The organism is Caballeronia sp. A2-2 (assembly GCF_057612605.2).
Genome location: NZ_CM172588.1, coordinates 1,236,194 through 1,249,015, shown reverse-complemented (window position 1 = coordinate 1,249,015; position 12,822 = coordinate 1,236,194). Strand labels below are relative to the sequence as shown.

Sequence of the window (12,822 nt, the reverse complement as noted above, 5' to 3'; positions counted from 1 at the left end):
TTGCGCCCGATGCTTCGCCTGATTCATGGCCGTCCCGACGCTCTCGCCGAAACGAACCGCTGAAGCGCGAAGTTCCTAACAGGTTCCGTGCCAATGTCGAGCACGCACGCAGGCGCGCTTCATGCAGCCACCTTCGAAAGCAACGTGACAAACAGCGTTGCCACCGACAAGTCCGCGCTCGTGCCGGGATTGAGGGCGCGTGCCTTCAACCGCGCATCCCATGCATCGAGTTCTGGCGAAGCGAGCGGCCGGCCTTGCGCGCGCCATTCATCGTGTCGCACGGCGGCATCGAGCGTGACACTTTGCGCCATCGCCGCGCCGTGCTTGCGCACTATGTGCGAATCGGGCCAGCTTCGAAGGAAATGGAGAAAGGTATCGAGCATGGCGGTGTTTTCGTCGGATGCATCGAGTCTATGCGCCGCCGCGAATACATCGGCGAAGCCGTTTGCGTATTGCCGCGCGATGCTGTCACGGTCCGCGGCCAATGTCATCGCCGCGCGAAGATCGATCGTGGGCGGCGCATGCACGCTTTGCTCGGGCGCATCGCCGAGGCCGCCGGGATTGGCAAGTGCAATCGCTTGATAGGCGAGACGCGCGTCTTCGATATCTAGTGCGGCAAGGACGTTTTGCGTCGCGGCATGCCAGTTTCCTTCGACCACTTCTAACGCAGCGCACAACGGCGCGCACAGCAGCACGATGCCAAGATTCGTATTGCAGCCGACCGTCTCCGATGTCGCGCGAACAGCATCGAGAATGCGTGTGCCGACACGCGCGCCGGGCGCGAACAGGCCATCAGCCGCAGCATTCGCACTCGCGATGAACTGCGCCGCGCTCATGCCATGACCTTCGCTAAACACACTCACATTGCCCGGCTTGCGTGTCTCGACATCGAGCGCACATGCGCGCGAAAAGGCCGCGCGCGCTTCAGCGATGTCCATCGCCACTCGCGAGCATGAGTGCGTTGGATGCCGCCGCCAATCGCCGATCCAGCAGATCATCGACGAGCAATGTCGCGATATCCACCGGCGTCACCGATTGCAACCCGCGCCACGCCGCCACGCCATTCACTTCGAGCACGAGCGGACGTCCATCGTCCGATGGAATGAGATCCACGCCCGCGTAATCGAGACCCAGCGCATGCGTCGCGCGCACGGCAATTTCAGCAAGCCCAGGCGTGAGTTCCGCGCGTTCGCAGCGCGCGCCGCGAGCGAAGTTATGAATCCAGTCTTCGCCGCCTACACGCTTCATCGCGGCGACGGCGCGATCGCCGATCACCAGCACGCGCCAGTCGAAGCCGGGTTTTCCCGCATCGATATAGCGCTGCAAATAAGCCACTTCGCTGAAACCTTTCAAAGAGGGCAGCTTCATGTCGAGCTTTTCCAATCCTTTGCCCTGCGAACCAAATAGCGGCTTCATCACCACCTGTCGCTTCGCGGCGGATTCACGCATCAACACACGCTGCGCAAACGCCGGAGATTCGCACGCCCACGTCGCAGGTGTCGGCACGCCGTAGCGGTTGAGCAGAAAGCTCGTCATCGATTTATCGACGCTGCGCTCGATGGCGCGGGCATCGTTATAAACCGGCACGCCGCTTTCGCGCAACGCATGCAGAATGCCGAGCCGCAGTGTCACCTGTTCGAAGGTTCCGCCCGCGATGCCGCGCACGAATACCGCATCGGGCAGCGTGTGGCCGAAGCCGGGAATCGCGAGGCCGTGCGGCTTCCATGTCGTGTCGATACGGCAATCCGCAAGATCGGCGCAACGCGCGTCCACGCCACGCGCGCGGAAGGCTTTTTTCAGGCGTCCGGTGTGCCAGCCGGTTTCATCGGTCATGATGGCGACGCGCAGATTCATGCCGCCGCTCCGCCATCCATCCAATGCGACTCGATCAATGCGCGCTCGACCTTGCCGCCGTGATAAGTCTTGCCGCTTTCGAGGCTCGATACCCATACTTCGGCGGGCGCGAACAGCGCGGCATCGATCTGATAGAAGTCATAGTTGAACGACGCGAAGATATCTGCGAAGGGCCGCCCATAATCGCGCGCATTCGATGACGGCAACTCGGCTGCAAGACGCTTTGCAATGGCATCGCTTTTCACGGTGAGATGCACGCGGCCACCGTACAGAATCGCATCGTTGGTGCGGCCCATCGCCTGAATGCCGTCGGGCGCGGGCGGCGGCAAGGGCGCACTGCCGCTGCCTTCGACTACTTCGTCCAGCGAAACACCCAGCACATGCGTCTTGTGCAGCGCCACTTCGACCACGCGCGACACGACCTGCACCGTGCCCGCGACAGACTGTGTCGGTGTCACCGCGATCACGAGTTGTTCCGGTTCGAGCGCGCAGTCCTTGAGCACCTTGTCGATGACCACCTGCGGCGGCAAGCGGTCCACTTCCATCACGAGCGCGCCACGTGCATGACGATCGCGATAGCCGAGTTCATCGAACAAGGGTTCTTTCGCAGCGAGTGCGCGCGCAGGACCCGAGCCGAGCGAGAAGAACTTCTTGCCGCCGGTTTGTTCCTTCGTCGCCGACAAACTCCAGCCCGCGTACTGACTGCCGAGACATGCAAGCACAGGGTTCGACGTATGCACTTCGATGAACGTGGGCCACAGCGGCGCGTCATCCAGCGCGATACGCCGCGCCACGCGTCCTAGCCCACCCATGCAGATGCGCGCGATCAACACGCCTGCGTCGGCGCTGCCGGGTGCGTCGACGCCTGCATCCGCGATGACGGTGCCCGCGTCCGTGCGCGTGATGTTGACGCCCAAGCGCGCGGCATCATCCACGAGACGCGTGACGAGGCGTTCGCTCAGCGCATTGACGGAAAGCGTGTTCGTGTTCATCGGCTCACTCGATTTCTTCGATGCATTGCAGAATGCGCGCGTGCTCGCGTTCCAGTTCATTGCGCATGGCGTCGAACGTTGCAGCGGTCGCGCTCACGGTGCACACCGGCTGACCCGTTTCGATGCGCGCAAGCGCGAGCGGCACGTCATGGCAACGCGGATTATCGAAACATGCGTCGCTGAAGGCGCGCGGGACGGTGAAGGACTTCGGCGCGAACACCACGCGTTGACCGGCGCGTCTTGGCGGTGCATGCAGCGTGCGGGGCAGGTCGCCTTGCAGACAGGCATCCACGTGCGCGCCGATCAGGCCACGTGGCCACGCATCGGGCCAAGCGGCTTCGTAAAGCGCCATCGTCGAAGAAGGACGCGTGTTGATTTCGAGCACGCTGAAGGTGTCGCCGTCCAAAAGAAAGTCGATGCTGTTCAGCCCCATGAGATCGGTTTTCCTAACGATCACATTAATTGCATCTACGATGCGCGCCGCAACGTTCGCAGGCAAATCCACCGGCCCGAGCGATCCTGCATGCACGAACGGATAAGGTCCGGCCTCAATGGTTAACTGCTCCGCGAAGCCGATCACCGCCGCTTCGCGATGCGCCGCGACGAACAACGCGGACATCGGCACGCCATGCGCAAATCGCTGGAAATAAGCATGATTCCGATGCGCGGCCCATTCCACGTGTGTTCCGCCGCAGCCATCCACGCGCTTGACGAGCCAGCCAGCGGGATCATCTGGCATCGCGAGAGAGACTTCGGGATGCGCGATGCCCGCAGCATCCAGCATCGCAAAGAAACGGCGTGGATCGCGCACGGCCTCCGCCTGCGCGCCATTGCCGATCAAAGGCGGCACACCCGGCGCGCGGCTCACTTCGCGCACCAGCGCTTCCATGCCGCCGCTCACGATCAGCCCGAGCATGCGCGGCACACGCGCGGCGCGTTCCAGCGCGTCGTAAAGCCGCGCACGGTCGATCGTCAGTCCCTTGTCGTTCCCCGCGCCGATGTCGAACCACATGCTCGCGTGCTCCCGTGTGTCGCGGTCGCCGAAAATATCCAGCGCGACCACATCGAATCCCGCTCTCGATGCCGATTGCGCCACCAGACGCGCGGATAGCCCCGCCACGGTCACGCAAGGCGCATCCGAGGCATTCATGTGCCCTGACCCGCGACGACGGCACGCGCCTCGTCGAAAGCCTCCGGAAAGCCGAGATACACCGGCTTGCCGCCTGTGCGCATGCGCATGAACAACCGGTGCTCGGTTTGATACTTCACGTTGCCGATCGCCAGCGCGCCGATGCCGATGGCGTCCGAACGCGCCGCACCGGCCAGCGGCTTGCCGTTGTCCATCACGTTGACGCCCGCGATGCCTTCGGGCGGCACGGCGTTGACATCGGCGGCGATCAACAGATGCTTCGCGTGCGCGAGATCGGCGGCGCTCATCACCTGCACGCCCGCGACGGCGGTGGCGAACACCACTTCCGCGCGCGCCAGTTCGCGATGCAACTGTTCCGCCGATCCGGTCGCCACGCCCGATGTCGCGATATCGAAGCGGCGGTTGATCTCGTCGCTGACCTGCGTGGCGCGCGACTGGCTCGAATGACTGGCGACCACGACATCCGCGCCGAGCGATGCCGCCATCGCCGCCGCCACGCGTCCCACCGCGCCCGTGCCGCCAAGCAGCAACACGCGCTTGCCGCCGAAATCCACGTTATGCACGGCCTTCAGATGCTTTTCCGCCAGCGCCACGAGCGCCGCCGCCGTGGTGTACGCGCCGCTCGGGTCGGTGAAGACGGAGACCTCGAAGGGCGGCACCATCGCGTGGCGCGCGCGGTCCAGCATGTCGGCGGCCTGCATCACATCGCGTCCGCCGATGAAGATGCCCGTGCGCGACACGCCTTTCGGTCCGCGCGAAAAAATCGCGTCCTGCGTGAGATTCACGATGCTGTCTTCATCGACATTGCAGTACGGCACGACGATCTGATAACCCGCATCGGCCGCCATGTTCACGTCGAACGGGCTCATCTGCGGCGTGCTGGTGAACATGTGCAGCACGTAAGGTCTTTCGGTGACTTCGGACATGGCGATGGACTCGTGCGGTTTCGAGGAAATCGGTATGAGCGGGGCGCTTAAGCAGCGTCGGCGTTGTTTTGATGATGGCGGCTCGCCGCGTGCCACGAAGCACCGCGATTGCGTCCGGTGACGATGGAGAAGCGCAACGGCGCGCGCGTCGACACACGTTGCGCGGTGGCGAGCGCGCGGGCGGCGTCATCGGCGCTGGCGACGAAGGCGAAGCCTATCGGTCCCCAGGAGGTTTGCCCGATGCCCGCCTTTTGCTCGTTCGCGACGGCTTTCAGGGCTTGCGCGACGGCATCGCTTGCAAACACGCCGCCTTGCACGGGCGCGAAATATTCGCCGATGGTCTGCTGCATTTCGCTGATGGCATCGGCGAAGACATCGAACGTGGATTCGGCCACGGCGGGCAATAAGCGCATCAGCACGAGATGACTCAGATGCGCGGCGAGCGTCGCGGGAAAAGGTGCGAGCATGGCGAGGCCGCGCTTTTCCTCGTCGCCATGCAGGCCTTCGCGCGAAGTGTCGTCGATGAGCAGCACGCGCCATGCATCGGGAAAGGATTGACGCGAAAGCAGCGGCGGCAATGCGCTTGTGTTTGCGATGGCGTTCGTCATGTCACGGCCGCCATCGACGATCAGACCGCCGTGATCGAACCCATGTATGCCGATGCCCGACCGCGCGCCGCGCCCGAGAATGTGCGCGATATCCGCCGTGCTCGCCTCGATGCCATTGACCCGCGCGAAAGCAGCGCCCACCGCCAGCGCCAACTGAGTGCCGGAGCCGACGCCGGTATGCGCGCGCGGCGTCTCATGCACTTCAATGGCGACGCTGCTCTGCACGCCGAACGCACGCGCAAGCTGATCGAGATATCGTTCGATGCGCGCACGCTGATCGTCGCTCACGTGTCCTTCGATGCACGCACGCGGTGCGGCCCGCGCGGTCAGCCGCGTGCCATGTCCGTCAATGGCGAGACCCACGCTGCCGAATGCACGGCCAAGCGATCCGTTCGGATCGATGAAGCCGAGATGCAGCCGCGCGGGCGTTTCGATGGTGATCGCCTTCGGGGGCGTTAAACGTCCGGGTTGGGTCGATGCTGGCATCGCGGATCGGGTTCCTTCGGCGTAGTGGGAACGGATGGGCCATGACGTCAGGCAAATCCTGTACCAGCGTAGTTAGAGAACCTTAACTCTTGGCGCCGTCGTACTTGATATAGCGGAAACGCTGATCGTCTGCGGGCGTGCCGTCGAGCGCTCCGCCTTCCTTGCCCGGCTGCCAGTGAACCACGTCCTCGATCTTCGTCGCGAGCGCGAAGTCTTTATCGGTGATGCCCTTCGCCGAATGCGTCATCAGCTTGACGATCACGAACGCATACGACACCGTGAGATCCGGGTGATGCCACGCCGCTTCGGCCAGATGCCCCACGGTATTGACGACCATCAACGTGCCTTTCCAGCCTTCGGTCTTGTACTTGCGCCTGAGCCAGCCGTCTTCCACATACCAGTGCGCGAGCGGACCCGTGAGCTTCGCCTTGATCTCTTCCTCGGAATAAACCTTTTCGGCTTGAGCCATGACCGTGTGCCTCCTTTGATTGAGATGCGAACAGTATGCGCGCGTCTCGATGCTGCGGCGCGGCACGAATAAAGGCTCGCAGGGTGTGTTCCAGCAGACGCGATGCATTCGCGGATTTGACACAGTATGTATCGTGCCATTCGCCCGATAAGCACATGAACAGGAGGTCGTCACGGGAAAAACTCCCGCGCGCACGCATGCTGCGTAATGGCATCCGCACGAGCGTTATTAAACCGGCATGGAATATGCAAACGGCGTCGGTACGCAAGCGTCCGGCAACGTACCGGACGCGGCGAAGCTCGTTACCTGCATTGGAAGGCGCGCACGATGCATCGAGGTAGCGTGGTCATCCTGGGTCGGAGGCATCATCATTCTGGAGGAGACATGAACTTACGCACCCTGGTTCTTGGACTGGCGGTGGTCGCGACGGCTGGCTTGAATTCGCTCATGGCGCAGGCCGATTCGCAACTCGACACCGCAATCAAGAATCCCTCGAACTGGGCGGCGCAGGCGGGCGATTATTCGAATCACCGCTATAGCACGCTCAAGCAAATCAACGAGAACAACGTCGGCAAGTTACAGGTTGCCTGGACCATGTCCACCGGCGTGCTGCGCGGCCATGAAGGATCGCCGCTCGTCATCGGCGACACGATGTATATCCACTCGCCGTTTCCCAACAAGGTCATTGCCATCAACCTGAAGGATCAGACCTTCATCTGGCAATACCAGCCCAAGCAGGACAATCAGGTTATCTCGGTGATGTGCTGCGATACGGTCAACCGTGGTCTCGCATACGGCGACGGCAAGATCTTTCTCCAGCAGGCCGACACGAAGCTCGTCGCGCTCGACGCCAAGACCGGCGATGTGGTCTGGACCGCGCAGAACGGCGACCCGAAGAAGGGCGAGACCAACACCAACGCGCCGCACGTATTCGGCGACAAGGTGCTCACCGGCATCTCGGGCGGCGAATTCGGCGTGCGCGGACGGCTCGTCGCGTACAACATCAAGGACGGCAAGGAGGCGTGGAAAGCCTATAGCGTCGGCCCCGACAACGAGATGATGATCGACCCGCAAACCACCATGACGTGGACCGACGGGAAGATGGCGCCGGTCGGTGCGGACTCGTCGTTGAAGAGCTGGCAGGGCGATCAGTGGAAGTACGGCGGCGGGACCACATGGGGCTGGTATGCATGGGACCCGAAGCTCAACCTTGTGTACTACGGCTCGGGCAATCCGGGTACGTGGAACCCGTCGCAGCGTCCCGGCGATAATAAGTGGTCCATGACGATCTTCGCGCGCGATCTGAACACGGGCAAGGCGAAGTGGGTCTATCAGATGACGCCTCACGACGAGTGGGACTATGACGGCGTCAACGAGATGATCCTCTCCGACCTGAACGTGAATGGCAAGAAGGTGCCGGCCATCGTTCACTTCGACCGTAACGGTTTCAGCTATACGTTGAATCGGGAAAGCGGCGAACTGCTGGTCGCGCAGAAGTTCGACCCGGCGGTGAACTGGGCCAACAGCGTCGATATGAAAAGCGGACTGCCGGTTCGCAACGTGAGTTATTCGACGCAGGCAGCCGGTCCCGACCATAACGTGAAGGGTGTTTGCCCGGCGGCGCTGGGTTCGAAGGATCAGCAACCTGCTGCATTCGATCCGCATTCGAACCTGTTCCTCGTGCCGACCAATCACGTTTGCATGGACTACGAACCGTTCCAGGTGGATTACGTCTCGGGTCAGCCGTTCGTCGGGGCCACGCTGTCGATGTTCCCCGGTCCGAACGAGAACGGCGCGATGGGTAACTTCATCGCCTGGGATGCCTCGAAGGGCAAGATTGTCTGGTCCAAGCCGGAGAAGTTCTCGGTGTGGTCGGGCGCGCTCGCCACGGCCGGCGGCGTGGCGTTCTACGGCACGCTGGAAGGCTACATCAAGGCAGTGCGCATCAGCGACGGCAAGGAGCTTTGGAAGTTCAAGACGCCGTCGGGGATCATCGGCAACGTGTTCACTTACCAGTATCAGGGCAAGCAATTCATCGGCGTGTATTCGGGCATCGGCGGCTGGGCCGGTATCGGCATGGCAGCGGGTCTCGAAAAATCGACGGAAGGCCTCGGTGCGGTGGGTGGTTATCGCGAACTGGCAAAGTACACGGCGCTCGGCGGCACGCTGTTCATCTTCGCCATTCCCGGCTGATTCTTTTAAACGATGTCATGACGGGCGGCGGCATGCGTGCCGCCGTCAGCAGGGCGGTTCTTCTGCAATGGAAGAACCGTCGCGAAGAATGACGCATACAAGTCACGCACATAAAACATGGAAAGGGAGTCGAGTTCAATGAAAGGCCGTTTATTCGTGGTGTTTTCGCTTGCGCTTACCGCTTTGCCCGCATCCTTCGCCCAGACGCCTCCGCCGATGCCGGCACAAGTCAAGCCGGTCGCCTACAAGGTCGAAGGCGGCGACAAGGTGGATGCCGACACGCTGCAAGGCTGGCGCACGTGGCGCGCGCTTGCCTGCGAACGGTGTCATGGCGCGAAGCAGGAAGGGCTGGTCGGCCCGTCGCTGATCGATGCGTTCAAGACCATCGACAAGACCGAGTTTCATCGCACGGTGTTTGGCGGGCGCGTCGATAAGGGCATGCCCGACTTCAGTTCCAGCCAGATGATGCAGAAGAATTGGGAGAACCTCTTTGCGTATCTCAAGGGGCGCTCCGATGGCAAGATCAATCCGGGCGACCTGCACGCGATCGATGCGAATTGAGGCTTTCGCCAGCAGTGCCATGGTGATTCCCGACCCGGAGGTTTAGATGTTCGTTCGTTCCTTAATCGCGATGTGCGGGGTGCTTGTCACACAGGCGGCATTCGCACAAGGCAACCCGCCGCCCAACCTGCCGAACAACGATGGCGCCGATGGCGTGCTGCGCGTCTGTGCCGACCCGAACAACATGCCTCTGTCGAACAAGAACGGCGAGGGCTTCGAAAACAAGATCGCAGCGCAAATGGCGAGCGATTTCGGCTATAAAGTCGAATACACGTTCTGGCCGCAACGCATGGGCTTCGTGCGCAATACCTTGCGCGACAAAGTGCCCAACAGCGAGCAGTTCAAATGCGATCTGATCGTCGGCGTGCCGAAAGGGTATGAACTCACGGCCACTACCCGTCCGTACCTGCATTCCACGTATGCGATGGTGCTGCCGAACGCGCCGCAATACGCGAGCATCAAGACGCCCGCCGATCTCATGAACCTGCCGCCCGACCAGTTGAAGAAGATGCGGCTCGGCATCTTCGTTAAGAGTCCGGCGACAGACTGGCTCCTGCAACACGATCTGATCGATCAGGCGGTGTCGTATCAAGGCCAGACCGGCGACCCGGACGCCTTCCCCGGCGAGATGATCGAACACGATCTCACGCAGGGCAATGTCGATGCAGCGTTCGTATGGGGGCCGATCGCGGGCTACTTCGTGAATCGTTCGGATAACAAAATAAGGCTCGTGGCGTTCCCGCCGCAGCCGGGTATTCGCTTCGACTATGAAATCTCGATGGGCGTGCGTTACGGCGAGAAGGCATGGCGCGACAAGGTGGATAACTGGATTGCCTCGAATCAGCCGAAGATCGATCAGATTCTGACGACCTATCAGGTGCCCTTGTTGCCGCTTCAGCCGGTGAGTGCGCAATGATGCGCACGACCCTGCGCGCGTTGGCCTTGTTGAGCGCGCTCTGCATGACGGCCGCACGCGCAGCGGATGCACCGCCTGCCGCTTCCGGTCCCGATATCGCACCGGCCGAGCGGCTGTTGTTCATGCAGCCGCACATGAACGGCGTGGAGCCGCAAACCGAACTGGATTATTCGGTGGACTATTCCGGCCCGCCCGCGAAAGTCAGCGACACGCTACGCGTGCTCGTCAATAGTCCGAACAATAGTAAGAACGATGCAAGCGTGACGGATCATACGGGCGCGGTCGAAGTGCCGGGCGGGCTGCCGTGCAATCCCGTCATTATTTATTTTCTGGAGCACGACATCACCGAGATGCAGCAGTTGACGGGCGGACAGCGGCGCTATTTTCAACAACGCGTGCGGCTGGCGCTCGCGGCGAACCCGGCCATTACGCCAGTCGATAGCGAAACGCTCGGCTTGCCCAGGCATGTCAGCGCGAAGCAAATCGTGATTCAGCCGTATCTGCACGATCCCAACGCCGAGCGTTTCGCGCAATACACCAGCAAGCGCTATACGTTCGTCATTGCCGATGATGTGCCCGGCCACCTGCTCCTGATTCGCACCGAAGTGCCGGGTTCGGGCGACGACTTTGCGCATCCGCTGCAGAAGGAAACGATCGCGTTTCAGGGCGCGCTCAAGACACCCGGCGGCGCGCCGGCGAAGGCAGGCAACGCGCCGCGCGCAAGCCGCTGAATTCACTTCGCGCATTCCGGCGCGAGGTTTTAACCGTGTGCCGCGATACGTGAACTTCGTCCGCTCCCTCACTCTGCGACAGTTGCAGATCTTCGTGATTACCTGCCGCTGCCCGAGTTTCGCGCGTGCGGCGGAGGAGTTGCATCTCACGCAGCCTGCGGTATCCATGCAGATCAAGCAACTCGAAGATGCGGTGGGTTTGCCACTGTTCGAACGCGTGGCGCGGCGTTTGTCGCTCACCGAAGCGGGCGAAATGCTCTCGCACCATGCGAGCCGCATACTCGGCGAAATTAAGGATGCCGAAGATGCCATGATGTCGCTCACGCAGGCCGACAGCGGTTCTATCGCGGTGAGTATCGTGAGTTCGGCGACGTACTTCGCGCCCAAGCTGCTCGCGCTGTATTCGCAGCAGTTTCCGAAGGTCGATGTGCATTTTTCAGTGGGCAATCGCGAGACGCTTCTACGTTTGCTTCAGGACAATGCGACCGATCTCGCCATCATGGGCCGTCCGCCGCCCGAGCTTGGCACGATTGCCGAGCCGCTTGCCTATCATCCGCATGTGATCGTCGCGCCGCTTTCGCATCCGTTGCGTCATGCGAAGCGCTTCGATCTTCAGGAACTCGCCAACGATACGTTCCTGTTGCGTGAGCCGGGATCGGGCACGCGTGCCGTGGCCGAACACGTATTTCGGCAGAACCTGTTCGTGCCAGCGCGCGGTGTCACGCTCGGCAGCAACGAAACCATCAAGCAGGCGGTGATGGCCGGAATGGGCGTGAGCCTCATTTCATTGCACACGCTGGGCCTTGAATTGCGAACAGGCGAGATAGCCGTGCTCGATGTGAATGGCACGCCCGTCGAGCGCACATGGCAACTCGTGCACTCGCGCGCGAAGCAGCTTTCGCCGACCTGTCTCGCGTTTCGACGTTTTCTGCTGGAACATGCCGAGCCGTTTCTGGAACGCGAATTCGCGCCGTTCGGTTTGCGTCGCACGAAAACGCTCGCGGATGCGGATGGCGTGCGATGAGAATCGCGCTTGCGGTTGTGCTGCTGTTGCTTGCTGCTGCGGCGCATGCGCAAAACGCGCTATCTGTGCAAGAGATAGCCGAAGGCAATTACGCGCATCGCGGTCACGATGATCTCGCCACGCGCGAGAATGGCGGCGATATCGCGAACATCGGGTTCATCATTGGCACGCGTTGCGTCGCGGTGATCGACACGGGCGGCACGCTGGCGGAAGGGCGCGCGTTACGTGCGGCCATCCGCGAGAAAACGAAGTTACCGGTGTGCTATGTCATCAACACGCACATGCATCCGGACCATATCTTCGGCAATGCGGCTTTTCGTGACGATCATCCGCAATACGTGGGAAGCGTGAAGCTCGCGCAGGCGGAAGCATCGCGGGCGGAGAGTTATATGCGCGGGTTGAAGCGTGAACTCGGCGATGAAGCGGCCGGTAGCGAAATCATCGGACCGACGAAGACGATCGACGGCACCGGCACGCTTGATCTCGGCGGCCGCGTGCTCGAACTGCGCACATGGAAAACCGCACATACCAACAATGACATGACGGTATACGATGAGAAGAGCGGCACGCTATGGCTCGGCGATCTGCTTTTCGTGGGCTGCATTCCCGTGGTCGATGGCAGCGTGCTCGGCTGGCTCGACGATATTGCGCGCATCCGGCAGATGAATCCGCGTCATGTGGTGCCCGGTCACGGAACGCTCGTGCCGCCTTGGCCGCAAGCGCTCGATGCCGAGGAACAATACCTGTCGAACTTGGCGCGCGACGTGCGTGCAGCGATCAAACAAGGCAAGACCATGCAGCAGGCCGTCGATACCGTGGGACTCGACGAACGCGACAAGTGGCTGCTGTATGACGTGTATCACCGCCGCAACGTAACAGCAGCGTATGCTGAGTTGGAGTGGGAGCAGTAAT

General features: G+C 61.8%; 13 protein-coding genes. 6 read left to right on the top strand and 7 right to left on the bottom strand.

Features of this window, described 5'->3' with window-relative positions; genetic code table 11:
• Positions 1 to 119 precede the first annotated feature (119 nt).
• From ACZCWR_RS22080 to ACZCWR_RS22050, 7 genes are all read right to left on the bottom strand, one after another.
• Positions 120 to 938: a triphosphoribosyl-dephospho-CoA synthase gene (locus ACZCWR_RS22080; protein WP_487303751.1), complete on the bottom strand. Its 819-nt coding sequence runs from the start codon at positions 936 to 938 to the stop codon at positions 120 to 122.
• Entirely contained in the window at positions 925 to 1,854 is a 930-nt protein-coding gene (locus tag ACZCWR_RS22075) for an ATP-grasp domain-containing protein (protein WP_487303750.1), read from the bottom strand. The genes ACZCWR_RS22080 and ACZCWR_RS22075 overlap by 14 nt, the downstream gene beginning before the upstream one ends.
• A complete protein-coding gene (mch, locus tag ACZCWR_RS22070; protein WP_487303749.1) occupies positions 1,851 to 2,846 on the bottom strand; it encodes a methenyltetrahydromethanopterin cyclohydrolase in 996 nt (331 codons plus the stop codon). The genes ACZCWR_RS22075 and mch overlap by 4 nt, the downstream gene beginning before the upstream one ends.
• A 4-nt stretch (positions 2,847 to 2,850) precedes the next feature.
• Positions 2,851 to 3,996: an ATP-grasp domain-containing protein gene (locus tag ACZCWR_RS22065; protein WP_487303748.1), complete on the bottom strand. Its 1,146-nt coding sequence runs from the start codon at positions 3,994 to 3,996 to the stop codon at positions 2,851 to 2,853.
• Positions 3,993 to 4,922, bottom strand: a complete 930-nt coding sequence (locus ACZCWR_RS22060; RefSeq protein WP_487303747.1) for an NAD(P)-dependent methylenetetrahydromethanopterin dehydrogenase — start codon at positions 4,920 to 4,922, stop codon at positions 3,993 to 3,995. Before ACZCWR_RS22060 ends, ACZCWR_RS22065 begins: the two co-directional genes overlap by 4 nt.
• A gap of 47 nt (positions 4,923 to 4,969) precedes the next feature.
• Positions 4,970 to 6,016, bottom strand: a complete 1,047-nt coding sequence (locus tag ACZCWR_RS22055; RefSeq protein WP_487303746.1) for a beta-ribofuranosylaminobenzene 5'-phosphate synthase family protein — start codon at positions 6,014 to 6,016, stop codon at positions 4,970 to 4,972.
• Between the two features lie 82 nt (positions 6,017 to 6,098).
• Entirely contained in the window at positions 6,099 to 6,485 is a 387-nt protein-coding gene (locus ACZCWR_RS22050) for a 4a-hydroxytetrahydrobiopterin dehydratase (RefSeq protein WP_487303745.1), read from the bottom strand.
• 384 nt (positions 6,486 to 6,869) lie between these two features.
• Here ACZCWR_RS22050 and ACZCWR_RS22045 point away from each other — a divergent pair, with 384 nt between their 5' ends.
• From ACZCWR_RS22045 to ACZCWR_RS22020, 6 genes are all read left to right on the top strand, one after another.
• Positions 6,870 to 8,678, top strand: coding sequence for a methanol/ethanol family PQQ-dependent dehydrogenase (locus ACZCWR_RS22045; RefSeq protein ID WP_487303744.1), 1,809 nt, complete (start codon positions 6,870 to 6,872; stop codon positions 8,676 to 8,678).
• Between the two features lie 138 nt (positions 8,679 to 8,816).
• Positions 8,817 to 9,239 carry a c-type cytochrome gene (locus tag ACZCWR_RS22040; protein WP_487303743.1) on the top strand — a complete coding sequence of 141 codons (423 nt, stop codon included), beginning with the start codon at positions 8,817 to 8,819 and terminating at the stop codon, positions 9,237 to 9,239.
• A gap of 70 nt (positions 9,240 to 9,309) precedes the next feature.
• A complete protein-coding gene (locus ACZCWR_RS22035; protein WP_487304770.1) occupies positions 9,310 to 10,155 on the top strand; it encodes a substrate-binding domain-containing protein in 846 nt (281 codons plus the stop codon).
• Positions 10,152 to 10,886 (top strand): hypothetical protein, encoded by a 735-nt coding sequence (locus ACZCWR_RS22030; protein ID WP_487303742.1) that lies wholly within the window; start codon positions 10,152 to 10,154, stop codon positions 10,884 to 10,886. The genes ACZCWR_RS22035 and ACZCWR_RS22030 overlap by 4 nt, the downstream gene beginning before the upstream one ends.
• A 49-nt stretch (positions 10,887 to 10,935) precedes the next feature.
• Entirely contained in the window at positions 10,936 to 11,910 is a 975-nt protein-coding gene (locus ACZCWR_RS22025; protein WP_487303741.1) for a LysR family transcriptional regulator, read from the top strand.
• Entirely contained in the window at positions 11,907 to 12,821 is a 915-nt protein-coding gene (locus tag ACZCWR_RS22020) for a quinoprotein relay system zinc metallohydrolase 2 (protein ID WP_487303740.1), read from the top strand. The genes ACZCWR_RS22025 and ACZCWR_RS22020 overlap by 4 nt, the downstream gene beginning before the upstream one ends.
• Position 12,822 lies beyond the last annotated feature (1 nt).